Annotated in this window: 18 protein-coding genes; 5 read left to right on the plus strand and 13 right to left on the minus strand. The window is 70.6% G+C overall.

The window, feature by feature from the left end:
* The first annotated feature begins 148 nt into the window (after positions 1 to 148).
* Genes ABEB12_RS05895 through ABEB12_RS05910 form a run of 4 tightly spaced genes read left to right on the plus strand, consistent with a single transcriptional unit; the run spans position 149 to position 4,673 of the window.
* Positions 149 to 2,488 (plus strand): molybdopterin cofactor-binding domain-containing protein, encoded by a 2,340-nt coding sequence (locus ABEB12_RS05895; RefSeq protein WP_185062747.1) that lies wholly within the window; start codon positions 149 to 151, stop codon positions 2,486 to 2,488.
* Positions 2,485 to 3,363 (plus strand): FAD binding domain-containing protein, encoded by an 879-nt coding sequence (locus ABEB12_RS05900; protein ID WP_185062748.1) that lies wholly within the window; start codon positions 2,485 to 2,487, stop codon positions 3,361 to 3,363. The genes ABEB12_RS05895 and ABEB12_RS05900 overlap by 4 nt, the downstream gene beginning before the upstream one ends.
* A complete protein-coding gene (locus ABEB12_RS05905; RefSeq protein ID WP_185062749.1) occupies positions 3,356 to 3,844 on the plus strand; it encodes a 2Fe-2S iron-sulfur cluster-binding protein in 489 nt (162 codons plus the stop codon). Before ABEB12_RS05900 ends, ABEB12_RS05905 begins: the two co-directional genes overlap by 8 nt.
* On the plus strand, positions 3,837 to 4,673 hold the full coding sequence (locus ABEB12_RS05910) for a mycofactocin-coupled SDR family oxidoreductase (RefSeq protein WP_185062750.1): 837 nt from the start codon (positions 3,837 to 3,839) through the stop codon (positions 4,671 to 4,673). Before ABEB12_RS05905 ends, ABEB12_RS05910 begins: the two co-directional genes overlap by 8 nt.
* 7 nt (positions 4,674 to 4,680) lie before the next feature.
* On the opposite strand, the gene ABEB12_RS05915 is transcribed toward ABEB12_RS05910, so the two are convergent.
* Genes ABEB12_RS05915 through ABEB12_RS05970 form a run of 12 tightly spaced genes read right to left on the minus strand, consistent with a single transcriptional unit; the run spans position 4,681 to position 15,272 of the window.
* Positions 4,681 to 5,163 carry a hypothetical protein gene (locus ABEB12_RS05915; protein WP_185062751.1) on the minus strand — a complete coding sequence of 161 codons (483 nt, stop codon included), beginning with the start codon at positions 5,161 to 5,163 and terminating at the stop codon, positions 4,681 to 4,683.
* Positions 5,160 to 5,639 (minus strand): hypothetical protein, encoded by a 480-nt coding sequence (locus tag ABEB12_RS05920; protein ID WP_185062752.1) that lies wholly within the window; start codon positions 5,637 to 5,639, stop codon positions 5,160 to 5,162. Before ABEB12_RS05920 ends, ABEB12_RS05915 begins: the two co-directional genes overlap by 4 nt.
* Before the next feature lie 11 nt (positions 5,640 to 5,650).
* Positions 5,651 to 6,193, minus strand: a complete 543-nt coding sequence (locus ABEB12_RS05925) for a hypothetical protein (RefSeq protein WP_185062753.1) — start codon at positions 6,191 to 6,193, stop codon at positions 5,651 to 5,653.
* Positions 6,190 to 6,948, minus strand: a complete 759-nt coding sequence (locus ABEB12_RS05930; protein WP_345702596.1) for an MlaE family ABC transporter permease — start codon at positions 6,946 to 6,948, stop codon at positions 6,190 to 6,192. Before ABEB12_RS05930 ends, ABEB12_RS05925 begins: the two co-directional genes overlap by 4 nt.
* Positions 6,945 to 7,433, minus strand: a complete 489-nt coding sequence (locus ABEB12_RS05935) for a hypothetical protein (RefSeq protein WP_185062754.1) — start codon at positions 7,431 to 7,433, stop codon at positions 6,945 to 6,947. The genes ABEB12_RS05930 and ABEB12_RS05935 overlap by 4 nt, the downstream gene beginning before the upstream one ends.
* 3 nt (positions 7,434 to 7,436) lie before the next feature.
* Positions 7,437 to 8,948 carry an MCE family protein gene (locus ABEB12_RS05940; protein ID WP_185062755.1) on the minus strand — a complete coding sequence of 504 codons (1,512 nt, stop codon included), beginning with the start codon at positions 8,946 to 8,948 and terminating at the stop codon, positions 7,437 to 7,439.
* Between the two features lie 11 nt (positions 8,949 to 8,959).
* The gene (locus ABEB12_RS05945) at positions 8,960 to 10,150 is read right to left on the minus strand and encodes an MCE family protein (protein ID WP_185062756.1); all 1,191 of its coding nucleotides are present in this window, start codon (positions 10,148 to 10,150) and stop codon (positions 8,960 to 8,962) included.
* On the minus strand, positions 10,147 to 11,259 hold the full coding sequence (locus ABEB12_RS05950) for an MCE family protein (protein ID WP_185062757.1): 1,113 nt from the start codon (positions 11,257 to 11,259) through the stop codon (positions 10,147 to 10,149). Before ABEB12_RS05950 ends, ABEB12_RS05945 begins: the two co-directional genes overlap by 4 nt.
* Positions 11,256 to 12,263, minus strand: a complete 1,008-nt coding sequence (locus ABEB12_RS05955) for an MCE family protein (protein ID WP_185062758.1) — start codon at positions 12,261 to 12,263, stop codon at positions 11,256 to 11,258. The genes ABEB12_RS05950 and ABEB12_RS05955 overlap by 4 nt, the downstream gene beginning before the upstream one ends.
* The gene (locus ABEB12_RS05960) at positions 12,257 to 13,264 is read right to left on the minus strand and encodes an MCE family protein (protein ID WP_185062759.1); all 1,008 of its coding nucleotides are present in this window, start codon (positions 13,262 to 13,264) and stop codon (positions 12,257 to 12,259) included. Before ABEB12_RS05960 ends, ABEB12_RS05955 begins: the two co-directional genes overlap by 7 nt.
* Positions 13,261 to 14,424, minus strand: a complete 1,164-nt coding sequence (locus ABEB12_RS05965; protein WP_185062760.1) for an MCE family protein — start codon at positions 14,422 to 14,424, stop codon at positions 13,261 to 13,263. Before ABEB12_RS05965 ends, ABEB12_RS05960 begins: the two co-directional genes overlap by 4 nt.
* A 2-nt stretch (positions 14,425 to 14,426) precedes the next feature.
* A complete protein-coding gene (locus tag ABEB12_RS05970; protein ID WP_185062761.1) occupies positions 14,427 to 15,272 on the minus strand; it encodes an ABC transporter permease in 846 nt (281 codons plus the stop codon).
* A 149-nt stretch (positions 15,273 to 15,421) separates the two neighbouring features.
* On the opposite strand from ABEB12_RS05970, the gene ABEB12_RS05975 reads away from it, so the two are divergent.
* Complete coding sequence (locus ABEB12_RS05975) at positions 15,422 to 16,057, plus strand: TetR family transcriptional regulator (RefSeq protein ID WP_221498222.1); 636 nt, start codon at positions 15,422 to 15,424, stop codon at positions 16,055 to 16,057.
* On the opposite strand, the gene ABEB12_RS05980 is transcribed toward ABEB12_RS05975, so the two are convergent.
* Positions 16,044 to 17,255 (minus strand): cytochrome P450, encoded by a 1,212-nt coding sequence (locus ABEB12_RS05980; RefSeq protein WP_221498223.1) that lies wholly within the window; start codon positions 17,253 to 17,255, stop codon positions 16,044 to 16,046. The genes ABEB12_RS05975 and ABEB12_RS05980 overlap by 14 nt on opposite strands.
* Positions 17,256 to 17,312: the final 57 nt, after the last annotated feature.

Raw genomic sequence — 17,312 nt, forward strand, 5'->3', positions numbered from 1 at the left:
TAGCCAACTGCACAGCATCGGGTCTCGAGCGGCGCCCACGACAGGACGCTCACTAGGGAGCTTCCTTGACCCCTCGTTCGCAACCGTGTTAAACAACTGCCCAGCATCGGCGGTGTCCGTCGCCGAGAAGGGATCCAGGATGGAACCGATGAGTCCGGCGAACGCGGCCGCTGGCCGGTATGCCGGAGCTCGCGTGCACCGGGTCGAGGATCCGCGGTTGCTGACCGGCCACGGGACCTTCGTGGACGACGTGGTGCGCCCGGGGATGTTGCACGGCTGCTTCGTGCGCAGCCCGATGGCGCGCGCCCGCATCACCGGGATCGACGTCGACGAGGCCCTCGCCCTGGACGGCGTGCACGCCGTGTTCACCGCCGGCGACCTCAACCCCGACGTGCGCGAACAGTGGTACACCCTGCTGGGCAAGGACATACCGGACACTCCCCGCCCGCCCCTGGCCGAGGGAGAGGTGCGGTTCGCCGGAGATCCGGTCGCGCTGGTCGTCGCCGCCGACCGGTACGTGGCCGAGGACGCGGCCGAGCTGGTCGTCGTCGACTACGAACCACTCCCCCCGGTGGTCGACTACGTGACGGCCCGGGATTCGGCCGAGCTGGTGCACCCGGACTATCCGGGCAACCTGGCCGGTGAGCTCGGCATCCCGCCCTCACCGGAGCTGACGGCGACGTTCGAGAACGCCCCGCACGTGCTCTCGACCACGATCTACCAGCAGGCCTACGCACCGGTGCCGCTGGAGACCCGGGGGCTGGTCGTGGAGTGGTCGGCCACCGATGGCGAGCTGACCATCTGGGCGTCCACCCAGGCGCCGCACGAGGTGCGCCTGTTCTGCTCACGGCTGCTCGGCATCCCGGAGCACAGGGTGCGGGCGATCATGCGCGACACCGGCGGCGGGTTCGGGCAGAAGGTCGCGCCCATGCGCGAGGACATGTGCATCATGCTGGCCGCGCGGAAGGTGCCGGCGGCGCTGAAATGGGTCGAGGACCGGCGGGAGAACCTGCTGTCCGCGAGCCAGTCCCGCCACGAGCACGCCGACCTGCGGATGGCCTTCGACCACGACGGCGCGATCCTGGCCACCCAGATCGACTACGTGCAGGACGTCGGGGCCTATCCGACGCCGTGGCCGGTGCAGACCGCCGCCGCCGTGGGCACCCTGTTCCCCGGTCCCTACCGGGTCCCCGCCGGCACGTTCTCCTCGAGGTCGGTGTTCTCCAACACGGTCGGGCGCGCGCCGTACCGGGGGCCGTGGCAGTTCGAGTCGGTCGCCCGTGAGGTGCTGCTGGACTCGGCGGCGCGGCGGTTCGGGTTCGACCCGGTCGAGCTGCGCCGGCGCAACCTGCTCCGCGCCGACGAGATGCCCCACCTGAACCTCATCGGCATGGCCTACACGGACATCACGCCGCTGGAGACCTTCGAGCACGCCATCGAGCTGCTTGGCTACGAGGCGTTCCGCAAGGAGCAGGCGCGGGCCCGGGCGGAGGGCCGCTACCTCGGGGTCGGCACCTGCACCTACGTCGAACCCACCACCGCCGCGATGGGCATGCACAGCACCGAGGGCGCCACGATCCGGATCGAGCCGTCCGGCACGGTCAACGTCTACGTCGCCGGCGGCTCCACCGGAAACAGCCTGGAGACCACCACCGTGCAGCTCGCGGCCGACGCGCTGGGGGTGGACATCGAGGACGTGCACACCATCCAGGGCGACACCGCGCTGACGCCCTTCGGCGGCGGCACCGCCGGCTCCCGCTCCGGCTCGATGATCGCGGGAGCGGTGGCCGAGACCGCGTCGGTGCTGCGGGAGCGGATCGCGCTGATCGCCGCGCACCGGTTGGAGGCACGGGTCGAGGACATCGAGCTGAGCCACGGGCGCGCCAGCGTGCGGGGGGTGCCGGACGCCGGGATGTCCCTGGCCGAGATCGCCTCCCTGGCCTACTTCCAGGTCGACGCGCTGCCGCCCGGCGTGCCACCCGGGCTAGAGGCGAGCGGCCGCTACAAGGGGCAGAGCCAGATCATCTGGGCCAACGCGACCCACGTGTGCACCTGCGAGGTGGACGTCGTCACCGGCCAGGTGAAGCTGCTGCGCCACATCGTCAGCGAGGACTGCGGCCCGATGATCAACCCGAACGTGGTCGAGGGCCAGATCGCCGGCGGCACGGTGCAGGGCATCGGCGGCGCGCTGTACGAGCACCTGGCCTACGACCCGGACGGCAACCCGTTGACCACCACGTTCATGGACTACCTGATGCCGACCGCCGCCGAGGTCCCGACCATCGAGTACGGCCACATGGAGACGCCGGGCCCCGGGCCGGGCGGCTACAAGGGCGTCGGCGAGGGTGGCGCCATCGGCGCGCCGCCCGCCGTCATCAACGCGGTGGCCGACGCGCTCGCCCCCTTCGGCGTGGAGGTCACCCGGCTGCCGCTTTCGCCGGCCGCCGTGGTTGCGCTGGTCCAGCGGTCCGAGCGGGCGCCGCGATGAAGCCCGCCGCGTTCGAGTACCACGCCCCGGCCACCGTCGAGGAGGCCGCCGCGCTGCTCGCCGAGCTGGGCGACCAGGCGAAGCTCATAGCCGGTGGCCAGAGCCTGGTCCCGATGCTCGCGCTGCGGCTGGCGGTCTTCGACCATCTGGTGGACGTGAGCCGCACGGCCGGCCTGCGCGGCGTGCGCCGGGAAAGCGGCGGAGCCCTGTGGATCGGCGCCGGAACGACCCAGGCCGCGATCGAACGGTCCGCCGAGGTCGCCGAGGCGGTCCCGCTGCTCGCCCGGGCGACGCCGCTGATCGGGCACTTCCAGATCCGCAACCGGGGCACCCTGGGCGGCTCGATCGCCCACGCCGACGCGGCCGCCGAGTATCCCGCCGTTGCCGTCACCCTCGATGCCGAGCTGGAAGCCGTATCGGCGGCCGGTGCGCGGACCATCCCCTCGGCCAAGTTCTTCCTCGGCCAGTGGACGACCGAGCTCGGCGCCGACGAGGTGCTCACCGGCCTGAGGTTTCCGGTGTGGCGCGGCCGCACCGGGTTCGCGGTCGAGGAGTTCGCCCGCCGGCACGGGGACTTCGCCATCGCCGGCGCCGCCATCGCGGTCGAGCTCGACCCGGACGACCGGATCCGCCGGTGCGGCATCGGCCTGTTCGGGCTCGGTTCGAAACCGGAACGGGCCACCGCCGTGGAGGCGGAGCTGATCGGCCGCCACCTCGCCGACGTGGCGGCCGACGAGGTCGGGCGGGCCGCCATATCGGGGCTCGGGCCCTGCGCCGCCGACCTGCACGGGTCGGCCGAGTACCGCGCGCGGGTCGGGGCGGCGGTGGTGGCGCGTGGCTGGCAGCGGGCTCTGCGGGAGGCGGGCGATGGGTGACGTCGAGATCGAGCTGACGGTCAACGGCGCGGTGCGGCGGGGCCGCGTCGAGCCGAGGCTGACCCTGGCCGACTACCTACGCGGGCACTGCCAGCTCACCGGCACCCACCTCGGCTGTGAGCACGGGGTGTGCGGCTCCTGCACGGTGCTGCTTGACGGTGCGGCCGTACGGGCCTGCCTGGTGTTCGCGGTGCAGGCCCACGGCACCGAGGTCACCACCGTGGAGGGGATCGCGGGGCCCGGCGGCGAGCTCTCCCCCGTGCAGGCGGCGTTCCGCGACCACCACGGGTTGCAGTGCGGCTTCTGCACGCCCGGCTTCATCGTCTCGGTCACCGCCTACCTGCGCGACCACCGCGACCCGAGCGACGACGAGATCAACGAAGCGCTGTCCGGGAACCTGTGCCGCTGCACGGGCTACCAGGGAATCCGCCAGGCCGTCCGGGCCGCGGCGTCCAACCAGGAACGAGGTAGCGATGTCTGAACGGGTTGCCGGCAAGGTCGCCTTCATCACGGGCGCGGCCCGGGGCCAGGGCCGCAGCCACGCGGTGCGGCTGGCCCAGGAGGGCGCGGACATCATCGCCGTCGACATCTGCCGGCGGCTCGACAACGTGCCGTATCCGCCGGCGACGCCGGAGGATCTGGCCGAGACCGTCGCGCTGGTGGAGAAGGAGGACCGCCGCATCGTCTCCGCGCAGGTGGACGTGCGCGACCTGGACGCCATGAGGGCGGCGGTGGACGGCGGTGTGCAACAGCTCGGCCGCTTGGACATCGTGGTGGCCAACGCCGGCATCGGCACCGGCGGCAGCACCCTGACCGACATGGAGCAGCCGATCTGGCAGGAGATGATCGACGTCAACCTGACCGGCGTCTGGCTGTCCACCAAGGTGGCGATACCGCACATCCTCGCCGGCGGCCGGGGCGGTTCGATCGTGCTCACCAGCTCGGTGGGCGGGATGAAGGCCTACCCGCACACGGGCCACTACGTCGCCGCCAAGCACGGGGTGGTCGGCGTGATGCGCTGCCTGGCCGTGGAACTGGCCCACCACAACATCCGGGTCAACTCGGTGCACCCCACCCAGGTGAACACGCCGATGGTGATGAACGACGCGACGTTCCGCATGTTCCGGCCCGACCTGGAGAACCCGGGGATCGACGACTTCGCCCCGCTGTCGCAGATGGCGCACATGCTGCCGGTGCCGTGGGTGGAGCCGGAGGACATCAGCAACGCGGTGCTGTTCCTCGCGTCCGACGAGTCCCGCTACATCACCGGCATAACGCTGCCGGTCGACGCCGGCAGCCTGCTCAAGTAGCGGCCGCTCACGAGGAGGTCGGGGTCAGTTCGCTGATCAGCCACTGGCCCGCGACCTTGGTCATGGTCACCCGCGCGGTGCTGGAGGTGCCGCGCGGTTCCGGTGCCGCCTTGCTGGAGGTGCGCTGGTCGATGAAGACCAGCACGGTGACCGTGTCCGGGTCGGCGCTCACCACGGCCGCTCGGCTCACCACGGCCCGCGACGTGGTCCCCGCCTGCCGGACCGCGGGGGCGATCGTGCTCCGGGCGAACGGCAGGTAGTACTGCGCGAATGTGCCCGCCGTGGCCTGCTGGGCGCGGTCCAGGTCGGCGTCGATCGTGTCCGCGCCGTAGCTGAGCACCTCCGCGACGCGCTGCCGGGCCTGGGCCACCGCGTCGGCCCGGGCGGTGGTGATGGCGTCCACCCGCCGTTCCGCGAACACCAGCACGGTCGTCGCCCCGACCACCGCGAGGGTCAGTACGGCCAGCAGCAGGACGGCGCGCCGGCTCACGCGATCACGTCGTTCGACTGGACCAGCCACCGCGAGCCCTGCCGGAGCAGGCCGATGGCCACCCGGTAGTGGCGCACCTGGGGAACCTGGATCTCGGTATTGGTGATGCGGGCGGTGATCGACAGGAGCACGGTCGCGGTGTTCTCGTCCGCCCGCTCGATGCCGGCGGCCGTGATGGTGCAGGACGACTTCACCTTGCCCTGGGTCAGGATGTAGCGCAGGCCGTCGGTGCTGTCGATCAGGCCCTTGCGGTAGTTGCCAGTGGTCTCGGCGACGATCTGGGACACCTGTTGGGGAAAGGCCTCGTAGTCCAGCGAGTAGGACGTCTGGGCCACGTTGCGCGCCACGGTGAGGATCGCGTCCCGGCGGGCGTTGTCCGCGCGGTAGTCCAGCACCGAATGCAGCAGGATCCCGCCCGCCACCAACGCGGCCACCAGCACCAGGCCGAGCGCCCCGCCGAGCCAGCGTGTTCTCATCCACACCCTCCCTACACCGGCTCGAAGCCCGCGAGCAGCCACCGGCCGTCCACCCGGACCGCGGTGACCCGGGCGACCCGGCTGTCCACCCTCGGCGCGATCAGGTTCTTCCCGCTGGTGGTCTGGTTCAGGAACAGCAGCACGACCACCCGGTCCGGTCCGGCCTCGGCGACCCCGGCCTCCCGCACCACGGTCCGCATGCTCGCCCGCTGCTCGACGACCACCGGCCGGATCGTCTCCGCCAGGGCACTCCGGGCCCAGTAGTCGCCGGTGGCCGCGGACCTCGCGCGTTCGAGGTCGGTGTCGAGCGTGCGGTAGTCGAAGTTGAGCAGCTTCGGGGTGAGGTCGAGTGCCGCCGACACCGCCTGCCGGCCGGCCGACTCGCCGCGCAGGGCGTCCGCCGTGGAAAAGGTGAGAACGGTGAGCCCGACGGCACCGCCGACGGCGAGCAGCGCGGTGGCGGCGGCCAGCAGGACCCGTGGGAGTCCGGGCGGCAGCGCCCGGTCGGCGCCGGTGACCACCGCCCCCGCGAGCCGGCCCAGTGCGCGGATCATTGGGAACCGAACTGCATGTAGATCAGCGTGATGATGGTGTTGACCACGAAAAGGATGACCACCACCAGCACCACGGTCTCGTTGACCGCCTCGCCCACACCCTTGGCCCCGGGGCCGACGGTGAGGCCTCGATAGCAGCCGACCAACCCCGCCGCCAGCCCGAACACGATCACCTTCACGATCCCCACCAGCACGTCCGACAGCCCGACCAGGAGCGTCAGGTTGGCGACGAACTGGCCGGCGCTGGCGCCCTGGACGAGCACCGAGAACACGTATCCGGTGCTGATGCCGGCCACGCACACCACGGCGTTGAGGCCGACCGCCACGAGCGTCGTGGCGAGCACGCGCGGGACGACGAGCCGGTGGACCGGGTCGACACCGAGCACCTCCATGGCGTCGATCTCCTCCCGGATGGTCCGCGCGGCCAGGTCGGCGCAGATCGCCGTGGACCCGGCGCCGGCCAGGACCAGGACGCTCGCCATCGACCCGATCTCACGGATCACCGCCAGCGCGGTACCGGCGCCGGACAGGTCGATCGCGCCGATCTGGATGAGCAGCTGGTTGACGAAGAAGATCGTGACGCCGAGGAACGGCACGGCCAGGAAGATGCACGGCAGGATCGTGACCCGGGCCAGGAACACGGTCTGTTCCAGGAACTCCCGCGTCTGGAACGGACGCCGGAAGATCGCGCGAAGGGCGTCCAGGCTCATCGCTATGAACCCGCCGACGGCGGTGAGCGCGGTCGCCGGGGTCACGCGACGAACTCGAGGTCGGAGACCAGCCAGTTCCCGTCCTGGTTCTCCAGGACCAGCCGGACCCGGTAGGCGCCCGGATGCCCCCTCGGCGAGTCGGCGTTCTGGATCACCGCGTTCGCCGAGACCAGCACGGTCGCCCGCCGCTGGTCCGCGTGCTGGACGGCGGAGGCACTGATCGCCGCCCGCGAGCCCACCTGCCCGGTGTGCACGACCTGGTTGAACGGGCCGGCTCCCCGGGCGAACTCCTCCCGCCAGGCACCGGTTGCCCCGGCGAGCACCCGGTCCCGCGTGGCCTGTGGGTTGTCCGGACTGAGTGTGAGCAAGGCGAGGACCTCGTTCCGAGCGGCCGCGGTGACGGCAGCGTCGCGTTCCCGGTGGTCGTGCTGGGCCCGCAGGTACCACAGCACCCCGCCCGCCGAGGCCAGCAGGACGCTGGCCACCACGGAGGCGACGATCGTACGGGCGAGGGTGCGGCCGGTGTCCATCGCTCACCGCCCACTCGGGGCCAGCAGCGGCGAGAGCAGGTACTGCGCCACGCCCGGCACCGGCCCCTTCGGGGTGCTGACCTCCGGCAACGGCGAGGCGCCGCCGTTGACGAACGGCTGGCCGCCGGCGAAGAACAGCCCGTCCGGGCTCTCGTGGGAGCTGTTGCCGGGGCCGTTGATCGCCGGCGGGGTGGGGCTCGGTTCCGGGCCGGCGAAGTCGGCGCCCCGGATGAACGCCTCGTTCTCCGCGCGGGTCTTGGGGTTGCGCGCGGCCACCTCGAGCATGTGCTTGATCGCCACGTCGGTGGCCGCCTTGGCCCGGTCCGGGGCCTGGAAGTGCCAGCCGCAGGCGGCGGCGGTCGCGCCGGTGCTGTCCGGCCCGGCCGGGCTCCCGGGTGGGCACGGCGCGTTGCGGAAACCCCGCACCGCGATCGGCGAGTCCTTCGGTTCCTTGCAGTACGCGTCGGTGGGCGGCGGGCGCGAGTTGGACAGGTCCGACGGCGCGATCCGGTCCTCCTCGAACCCCTTGGTGCACGGCGGAGGCTGGTTGAAGGTCAGCTTGAAGCCCAGCGCCGAGTAGGGCGGCGGGAACTGGCCGCCGGCCTCCAGCGAACCCTTGGCGGTCGTACTGGTCAGCGCCGCGGTCGCCGCCGGGAAGATGACCATGGTCTGCCGGATGTTGGGCACGAACACGCGCAGCACCTGGCTGGTGGAGGTCAGGTCGGTGAGCAGCTGGGGCAGGGTGGGGCGCACCTCGTTCACCAGCTCGCCGAGCGCGTCGGCCATCGGGCCGGCCTTGTCGATCGCGCCCCGCAGGCTCGGGTCGACGGCGCGCAGGGTGTCGGTCACGGCGGCCAGGTCACCGGTGAACGACCGGACCTGGGGTCCGATCCGCTGCTGGGTGGCCAGCACCGGCACCAGGTCGGTGAACAGCCGGACGGTCGGGTCGAGGTCGGCGCTTGCCAGGCCCTGCAGCCGCATCGCGGACCGGAGCAGGCCGGCGAGCTCCGGCCCCGTCCCGTGCAGGGCCCGGTAGAGCTCGTCGACGGTGCTGTGCAGCTTGTCCAGGGGCAGCGTGGCGGCGACGTCGTTCACCGAGGACAGCAGCTTCCCCACCGCGGTGGGAAGTCCGACGCGCCCGGCCGGGATGACGTCCCCGTCGCGCAGCGGCGGCGCGGCCGGGCCGCCCGGTTCGAAGTTGACGAACTGCTCACCGATCGCCGACGTGCCGCGCACCGACACCGCCGAGTTCGCCGGGATCGACACGCCGTCGTTGATGCCGAGCACGGCGGTCACCCCGGCCCGGTCGAGCTCCACCCGGTCGACCTTGCCCACCTCGATGCCCCGGTAGGTGACCAGCGCATGCTCGTAGAGGCCGCTGGCCGAGGGCAGTTGGAGGGTGACCGTGTAGATGCCGGCTCCCAGCATGCGCGGGACCCGCAGGTACTCCACGCCGGCGTAGGTGACGCCGAGCAGGGTGACGACGACGAACGCGATGAGCTGGCCGCGGACCATCCTGTTCAACATCAGTTGCCATCCGGGATGAGCGAGCCGAGCAGGGTGCCTTCCCGCTCGGTGGGCCGGTTCTTCGGTTTCGGCTGGAGCTGGGTCGGTTTGGGCTCCTGCCCGCCGAGGGGCAGGGGTAGCTGCTCGGCCAGGCCGGCGGTGAGCGGGTTGGAGTCCACCAGCCCGCCGGCCAGCGAGGAGCCGCCGAGCAGCGGCACGCCCGCGATGGTGAGGCCGCGCAGCATGTTGCCGCTGAGCGTCTTCTGGTCCAGGTCGACCGTGATGTAGAGGTTCCCGTAGTCACCGTTGAGCACGGCGGGAAAGGCCTTGTTGGACGCGAACGGGAAGGTGAAGAGCATCCCCATCGCCCCGGTCAGCTCCTTGCCCGAGTCGGCCAGCTTGGCCAGCACCGGCTGTAGCGACTCGAGGTTGGCCCGCAGGTCGTCGCGACTGCTGTTGATCACCTTGGCCCCGACGTCGCCGAGGTCGGAGACCGCGTCCAGCGTGTGGACCAGGGTGCCGCGCTGGCGTTCCAGAACCTCCAGGCCCGGCGGGATCGTCCGCAGCGCGTTGTCGATCACCTGGTCCTGCTGGGCGAGGGTGGTGCCGAGCCGGTCCACGTTCTGCATCGCCGCGACGATGTCGGTCCTGCGCGCGTCCAGGGTCGCGGACAGCGTGTTGAGGTTCTGGATCAGCTGCCGGGCGTCGTCCTCCCGCCCGCCGAGCGCACCGTTCAGTTCCGAGGTGATGGTCTGCAGCTGCCCGACGCCGCCCTGGTTGAGCAGCAGCGACAGCGCGGTCAGCAGCTCCTCGGTCTCCGGGTAGTGGCCGGTGCGGGCCAGCGGGATGTCGTCGCCGTCGCGCAGCGTGCCGACGGCCGGACCCCGCCGGGGCGGCGCGAGCTCCAGGTACTCCGCGCCGAGGAGGCTCTTCTGCGCCACCCGGGCCTCGGCGTTGGCCGGCAGGCTGGCCGAGCGCTTCATGCTGACCGTGAGCCTGGCGGTCCAGTTGTCGAAGGCGATGTCGGTGACGGTGCCGACCGTGATGTCGTTGACCTTCACGTCGGCGTTCGGGACCAGGTTGCCCACGTTCGCCACGTGCACGGTGACCCGGTAGCTGTCCTCGCCGGTGCCGGCCCGGAACGGGAGCGCGACACCGCCGCACCCGGACAGCAGCACCGCGCCGGCCAGCAGCACCGGGACCAGCCTCATCGCCCACCCCCGGTGGGCAGCGGCGCGGTCTGCAGCGGGAAGGCGAGCGGGATGTTGTTCATCTTCAGCACCTGGACGAACGGCATGATCGCGGACTCGCAGGCGGCGTTGGTGTTGTCGTTGCGACCACCGGCGGCGAAGATCAGCGAACAGACGAAGGTCGCCGGGTCGGCCATGTTGGTGAGCGCGAAGGCGCCCGCCTGGAGGCTGCCGACCGGGTCGTAGGTGTTGTTGAAGTTGGACACCCCGACGGGTGCGCGCTGCAGGAGATCGGCGAGTGCCTGCCGGTTGTCCGCGAGCTGCTTGGTGAGATCGCCGAGCCCGTGCAGGCTGGTGTCCAGCTGCTCGCGGTTGTCCCGCGCGAAGTCCCGCACCAGCACCGAGGTGCGGTCCAGGGTCCGGATCACCTCGCCGAGCTGTTCGCGGTTGTCCGCCAGCACCGAGGACACCTGCGCGAGCTGTTGGCCGAACGCCCCGACGGCGTCGTCATTCTGCTTGAGGTTGGTCACCAGGGACCGCAGGTTGCGGACCGTGCCGAACAGATCCTGGCCGCCCTCGGCCAGCGTGGTCATCGCGGCGGACGTGTTGCGGATGGTGTCGTGGATCCGGTCGCCCTGGCCGGCGAGGTTGGCGTGCGTGACGTCCAGCGCGCGGCCCAGCGGGCCGGTGGTCTCCCCCGGGGCCGGTCCGAGTTGGCCGGTGAGTTGGGTGAGCTGGTCGACGGTGGTGTCCCATTCGACCGGCGTGACGGTGCGCGACAGCGGGATGGTCGCGTCGTCGGGCAGCGCCGGACCGCCCCGGTAGGCCGGGACGAGCTGGACGAACCGGCTGCTGACCAACGTCGGCGACACGATCGCCGCCTTGGCGTCGGCCGGGATGCGCACCGCCGCGTCGTAGCGCAGGACCACCTTGACCTGCCCGGGCTCGGCGGCGATCGACTCGATCTTGCCGACCTCGACGCCGAGCACCCGGACCGAGTCGCCGGCGTAGAGCCCGGGCGACTCGGCGAAGTAGGCCGTGACCACCTTGTCGGCGGGCGTGAGCGGGGCGGCGATCACGCCGGCGGCCACCGCCAACAGGGCGGCGACCAGCACCACTGGCTTTCTCATGGTCCAACCGCCTTGAGCACGTCGGGGAGCAGCGGGGCGAGGTTGGTCGGGGGCAGGTCCGGGATGTACCCGAAGAACCAGGGGCCGCCGGCGACCGACTCACCGAGGGAGCCGGCGTAGATGTTCAGCCCCTGGATCGTCGAGCCCATCAGCTGGTCGTCGGCGTTGAGCATGTCGAGCACCTTTTGCAGCTCCTCGAGCGCCGGCCGCAGCTGTTCCCGGTTGTCCCGCACCAGGCCGCTGAGCTGCTCGAGCATCGAGCTGGTCGAGGTCAGCAGGCTGGCGATGACGGCGCGGCGCCGGTTCAGCTCGTCGAGCAGCAGGTTGCCGTCGTTGAACAGCCGCGACAGCTCGCGGTTTCGCTGGGCCACCACGCCGGTCACCGTGTTGGCCCGGCCCAGCAGCTCGCGCAGTGCCTGGTCCTCCTGGGCCACCAGCTGGGTGAGCCGGTTGACGCCGTCCAGCGCCCCGTGCAGCGCGGCCGGGGTGCCCTTCAACGTGGTGGCGACCGTGTCCAGGGCCTTGGCCAGCTGCTGTTTGTCCAGCCGGGCCGAGTGCTGGGTCAGCTGGCCCAGGATCTGCGTGAGGTCGTAGGGCGACGTGGTGCGGGCCAGCGGGATCTCGGCGCCGGCCGGCAGCTGCCCGCCGCCCGAGGGCAGCACGGCCAGGTAGCGCACCCCCAGCGAGGTGGCGCTCTTGATCGCCGCGCCGGTCAGCTCGCCGAGGTTGCCCGGCCCGGCCACGTTGAACTCGACCCGGACGTGGTCGCCGGCCAGCTCGACGCTGTCCACCTTGCCGACGGTGAGGCCGCCGATGCGCACGTCGGCCCCGGCGGTCAGGCCGGCCGCCTCGGTGAACTGGGCCGAGTAGGAGGCGTTGGCCAGCGACCGGTAGAGGGAGCCGGAGGTCAGCGCCAGCAGGAGCATGACCACCACGGCGGCTATGCCGACCGTGCCGACCACCCGGGGGTCGCGTTCCCGGAAACGGATCTTCGAGTTCAGCATCGCGGCACGTTTCCGCTGTTGATGAAGGGTGAGTAGATGTGGCCCGCCGGAGTGGTGAAGCGCAGCTGCACGCCACACACGTAGAACTGGAAGGCGCTCTGGTTGGCGCCCAGCCGGCCGAGCGGGATGTAGTAGCCCGGCAGCCGCTTGATCAGGTTCGCCAGCGCGGCGTGGTCGGAGTTGATGGTCTCGGCGAAGCGGTCGATCTGGTGGACCGTTCCCTTGAGCTCGGGGCGGGTCTGGGTCAGCAGGGCGTCCAGGGAGGTGGTGAGGTCGTTGACGCCGCTCAGCGAACGGCCGATCTGACCACGGTCGTCGGCCAGCCCGCTGACCAGCGTCTGCATCTGGACGATCGTGTCGTTCAGTTCCGGGGCGCGCTGGTTCAGCGTGCCGAGCACGGCGTTCAGCTGCCGGACGGTGTCGCTGACCAGTGCGCCGCGGTCGGCGAGCGTGCCGGTCACCGAGCCGAGGTGGGTCAGCAACTCCCCCGTCGCGCTCCCCTGCCCCTGGAGCACCGCGATCAGTGACGCGGACAGGCGGTTGAGCTGGTCCGGGTCGAGCCCCTGGAACAGGGGCGTGAAGCCGTTGTACAGCTCGTCCAGGTCCAGCGCCGGCTGGGTGTTCGTCACGGGAATGGTGCCGCCGGGCAGCAGCACGGGTCCCGGGCCGGGGCCGAGTTGCAGGTACCGGTCGCCGACCAGGTTCTGGTACCGGATGGCGGCCGTGGCCCCGGTGGGCAGCCGGAACCGGTTGCCCACCGTGAAGGTGAGCCGGATCTTGTTGTCGGGCAGGCGGGCCGCGGATTCGACCCGGCCCACGTCGACACCGGCCGCGCGGACCGCACCGCCCGGCTGGATTCCGGAGATGTCCTCGAAGATCGCGTGGTACGTCGTGGTCGGTTCGACCCGGTACCCGCCGAACACCGCGATCAGCCCGCCCGTCATCAGCACGGTCACGGCCACCAGGGCGAGCACCTTGACCAGAGGCCCGATCGGCTTCATCGGCCACCGCCCCGCACGTAGGGCAGGATGGCCGGCCCCAGCAGCTGTTGGGCCAGCGCCAGCGGGCCGACGACCTCGGTCTTGCGGCGGTAGAAGTCGGGTGTGGTGGTGCCGTCGTCGAAGACGCGGTGCGGGGAGTGCGCCAGCAGCGCCGGCCAGCACCTCGGCGCGCTCTTCTCCCCGACCTTCGGGTCGTCGCGCCCCTTCTGGTAACCCGGCTGGCCGGGCAGGAAGGTGACGATGCCGTGGATGCCGTTGTACTGGCCGCCCATCGCCTCGGTGCCACCGATCCGCAGCGTGTTCACCACCCCGAACATGCACGGGTATCCGGGCGCGTAGTCGGCGAACACCCGGGTCACCGGCCGCGCGGTGTCGGCGAAGTCGACCAGCTTCCGGCCGCTCTCGTCCAGTAGCGCGCGGGCGTCGTCGGAGGTGCGGGCGACGCTGCGCAGCATCGGGTTCAGCTCGTCCTCCTTGTCCTGGAGGGTGTCCGAGAGCGCCGAGGCGTTGCCGAGCAGGCGCAGTACGTCCGGCGCGACGTCGGCGTAGGTCGCGGTGACGCCCGGCAGCATCCGCAGGTCCGCCGACACGGCGGGCAGCGTGGAGTTGAACCGCGTCAGGTAGGCGTTCAGGTCGGTGATGAACCGTCCCAGGTCTGCTCCCTGGCCGCGCAGTGCGGTCGCCGTGGCGCCGAGGGTGGCGTTCAGCTTGGCCGGCCGCACGGTGCTCAGCAGGGCCATCACGCTCTCGAAGACCGAGTTGGTCTCGGTGGGCACGCCGGTCGCCTGGATCACCGCGCCGTCGCCCAGCGCCTGGGTGCTCGGTGAGCGCGGCGGCACCAGGTCGATGAACTTCGCGCCGAAGACCGTGGGCGCGACGATCTGGGCGGTCACGTTCGCGGGCACCGCGTCGGCGTACTCGCGGTCGATGGCGATCTGGATGACCGCACTTCCGCCCACCGCGTCGATGGCGCGCGCCTCACCGATCTTGATGCCGCGCAGGGTGACGTCCGCCTTGCGATCCAGCAGCAGCCCGCTTCGGGCGGCGATCACCTTCGCGTGCACGACCGGCACGAACAGCTGGGTGTAGGCGGCCACGATCGCGAACACCGCCAGCGCGAGCGCGCCCAGGCCGAGCAGCCCGAACCACTTGTAGCGCATCGCTACCTCGAGATGTGGAGTGTGTTGGAGTTGCCGTACAGGATCAGGCTCATCCCCAGGGCGACGAACATGACGCCCACCAGGGAGAGCCGAACGGCCCGGCCCACCGCCTCGCCCACGCCCTCCGGGCCGCCGGCCGCGCGGTAGCCGTAGTAGCAGTTCACCAAAATGATCACCACGCCCATGACCAGCACCACGACGAACGAGCTGAGGATGTCGCGGGGCACCAGGAAGGTCTGGAAATAGTGGTCGTACGTCCCGGGTGACTGGCCGTAGAGCAGGGTCGTGGTGAGCCGGGTGAGCACGTAGGACATGACCAGGGAGATCGCGTAGAGCGGGGTCACCGCGATCAGCCCGGCGATCACCCGGGTGGTGACCAGGTAGGGGATCGACGGAATCGCCATCACCTCGAGCGCGTCGATCTCCTCGTTGATCCGCATCGCGCCGAGCTCCGCCGCGAATCCGGCGCCCACGGTCGCCACCAGCGCGATCCCGGTGACCAGCGGCGCGGCGATACGGGTGTTCACGTAGGCGGAGATGAACCCGAGCAACGCGTCGATCCCGATGTTGGTCAGCTGCGCGTAACCCTGGATCGCCAGCTCGATGCCGGTGGTGCCGGTCAGGAAGGCCACGATCATCGCCGTCCCGCCGACCATCGCCAGCGCGCCCCGGCCGAAGCTCACCGAGGCGAGCTGGCGCAGGACCTCCGACCGGTAGCGGCGGAAAACCCGGAAGAACGAGGCTTGGGCGCTGCCGTAGAAGGCGACCTGGTCACCGATGTTGTCCAGTACCGAGCCCGCACTCGACACGGCGCGCCGGAGCTGGCGGTCAATCACCTCGAACCCCATTTCGGTCGCCGGTCGCCCGGCCTCGTCGCCCGGAGCAGGCCAGAGTGAACACCCTCTCGACACTTTGAGTCAACCGGTTGATTGAAAAAGACCGTACCGCGCCTCCGGACCGCACGGGGCGGCCGGCCCGCGAACGTAGGATTGGCGCGATGACGGGGCCGCCCGCCGGCTTGCCGAGGAGGTACATCGAGATGGCAGCGCAGCGCCGCATAGCGGCGCCCGACGCGAAGAACCGGACGCTGCTGCTCGACGCGGCCGAGGAGCTAATGCTCGAAAAGGGGTATGCCGCCGTGACGTCGCGGCGTATCGCCGACAAGGCTGGCCTCAAATCGCAACTGGTGCATTACTACTTCCGCACGATGGACGAATTGTTCCTGGCGATGTTTCGCCGGCGCGCCGAGGAAGGGCTCAAACATCAGCGCGAGCTGCTGAACTCCGAGCGGCCGCTGCGGGGCCTGTGGGAGTTCAACACCGAGACCTCGAGCTCCGCGTTCACGATGGAGATCGCGTCCCTGGCGCGTCATCGCGAGGAGTTCCGCGCGGAGGTGAGGCGGTACTCCGAACGGTTTCGCGCCGCACAGCTCGAGGTCGTTGCCGCCGTCATGGAGCGCTACAAGATCCCGCGCGAGGTGTGCACACCGGCCGCGCTCGCCATGATCATGACGGCCATCGGCCGGATCATGTCGATGGAGGAGAATCTCGGCTTCTCACTGGGACACAAGGAGACTGTCGAATTCATGGAACGGTACCTCGATCAGCTCGAAAGCTACGCTAGGCCGGAATGACCACCGGGAGCGAATCCCAGCCGCGCACGGTGGATGTCGGGGAAAGCTGGGCGCGGTCGTAGTCCACGTCCCACTCGGGGAATCGCTTCAGGACCTCTTCCAGGGCAATACGACCTTCCAGCCGGGCCAGGGACGCGCCTAGGCAGAAGTGCGTGCCGATGCCGAAGGTGAGGTGCTGGCGGGCCTCGCGGTGAATGTCGAAGCGGTCGCCGCCCGCGAACTGCCGGTCGTCGCGGTTGGCGGCACCTACCAGGAACATCATGACGCTGCCCTCGGGCACGGTCTGCCCGTAGTACTCCACGTCGCGGGTCACGTACCTGGCCACGTGCGGGGCGGGCGGCTCGAACCGGAGCAGCTCCTCGACCGCCCTCGGTACCAGCGACGGATCGGCGACCAGGTCCCGGCGCTGGTCGGGATGCTCGGCCAGGACCTTGCCGGTCCAGCCGATGAGCCGGGTGGTGGTCTCGTTGCCGGCGCCGGCCACCACGGTGACGTAGGTGAGCAGCTCCTCCCGGGTGAGCCGCCGCCTGCTGCCCGTCTCGTCCTCGAACTCGACGTTCAGCAGCTCGGTCATGATGTCGTCGGACGGATGCTCGGCCCGCCAGTCGATGTACTCGGCGAAGATCTCCCCGCTGACGAAGTCGCCGTGTTCGGACCACCTGGTCATCGGCTTGCCCGCCTCGGTCCGCAGCTCGGCGTCGACCTGGTCGCGCACGGCCTCCTGGTCCGCCTCCGGGATCCCCAGCAGCATGCCGATCACCCGCATCGGCATCTGCTTGCCCAGATCACCGACGAAGTCGAACTTCCCGGTCCCGACCAGCGGATCGAGGCTGCGCACGCAGAACTCGCGGATCTTCGGCTCCAGGTTCCGGATCTTCTTCGGGGTGAACATCCGGGACAGCAGGTTGCGGTGAATGGTGTGGACCGGCGGGTCCTCGAAGATCAGTACACCCGACGGTATCTCGATGTTCGCCTTGATCAGCTCGAGGATTGCGCCCCGACTGGAGCTGAACGTCTCCCGGTCGGCCAGCCCCTTCCGCACATCCTCGAACCGGCTGAGTGCGTAGAAGTCGTGTTGCTCGTTGTAGTACAGCGGGGCGTCTTCGCGGATCCGGTGGAAGACCGGGTACGGGTCGGCGTTGATGTCCACGTCATACGGGTCGTAGTAGAGATCGCTCGTCGCGGGAGTCGCTGACACAGGGACGATCCCCTCTCGCCTCAGAATTGGTGCCAGTAGGCTGACACCAATTCTGAA

The sequence above is a fragment of the Actinospineispora eucalypti genome, from assembly GCF_039543365.1.
In the GTDB taxonomy this organism is placed as follows: Bacteria; Actinomycetota; Actinomycetes; order Mycobacteriales; family Pseudonocardiaceae; genus Pseudonocardia; species Pseudonocardia eucalypti.

Bases quoted from the DNA above. Each gene is read 5' to 3' on its own strand.
- ABEB12_RS05960 (WP_185062759.1), bottom strand. From the start codon at position 13,264: ATGAAGCCGATCGGGCCTCTGGTCAAGGTGCTCGCCCTGGTGGCCGTG.
- ABEB12_RS05970 (WP_185062761.1), bottom strand. From the start codon at position 15,272: ATGGGGTTCGAGGTGATTGACCGCCAGCTCCGGCGCGCCGTGTCGAGT.
- ABEB12_RS05935 (WP_185062754.1), bottom strand. From the start codon at position 7,433: ATGGACACCGGCCGCACCCTCGCCCGTACGATCGTCGCCTCCGTGGTG.
- ABEB12_RS05955 (WP_185062758.1), bottom strand. From the start codon at position 12,263: ATGCTGAACTCGAAGATCCGTTTCCGGGAACGCGACCCCCGGGTGGTC.
- ABEB12_RS05920 (WP_185062752.1), bottom strand. From the start codon at position 5,639: ATGAGAACACGCTGGCTCGGCGGGGCGCTCGGCCTGGTGCTGGTGGCC.
- ABEB12_RS05905 (WP_185062749.1), top strand. From the start codon at position 3,356: ATGGGTGACGTCGAGATCGAGCTGACGGTCAACGGCGCGGTGCGGCGG.
- ABEB12_RS05945 (WP_185062756.1), bottom strand. From the start codon at position 10,150: ATGAGGCTGGTCCCGGTGCTGCTGGCCGGCGCGGTGCTGCTGTCCGGG.
- ABEB12_RS05950 (WP_185062757.1), bottom strand. From the start codon at position 11,259: ATGAGAAAGCCAGTGGTGCTGGTCGCCGCCCTGTTGGCGGTGGCCGCC.
- ABEB12_RS05910 (WP_185062750.1), top strand. From the start codon at position 3,837: ATGTCTGAACGGGTTGCCGGCAAGGTCGCCTTCATCACGGGCGCGGCC.
- ABEB12_RS05900 (WP_185062748.1), top strand. From the start codon at position 2,485: ATGAAGCCCGCCGCGTTCGAGTACCACGCCCCGGCCACCGTCGAGGAG.
- ABEB12_RS05895 (WP_185062747.1), top strand. From the start codon at position 149: ATGAGTCCGGCGAACGCGGCCGCTGGCCGGTATGCCGGAGCTCGCGTG.
- ABEB12_RS05975 (WP_221498222.1), top strand. From the start codon at position 15,422: ATGACGGGGCCGCCCGCCGGCTTGCCGAGGAGGTACATCGAGATGGCA.
- ABEB12_RS05965 (WP_185062760.1), bottom strand. From the start codon at position 14,424: ATGCGCTACAAGTGGTTCGGGCTGCTCGGCCTGGGCGCGCTCGCGCTG.
- ABEB12_RS05925 (WP_185062753.1), bottom strand. From the start codon at position 6,193: ATGATCCGCGCACTGGGCCGGCTCGCGGGGGCGGTGGTCACCGGCGCC.
- ABEB12_RS05940 (WP_185062755.1), bottom strand. From the start codon at position 8,948: ATGGTCCGCGGCCAGCTCATCGCGTTCGTCGTCGTCACCCTGCTCGGC.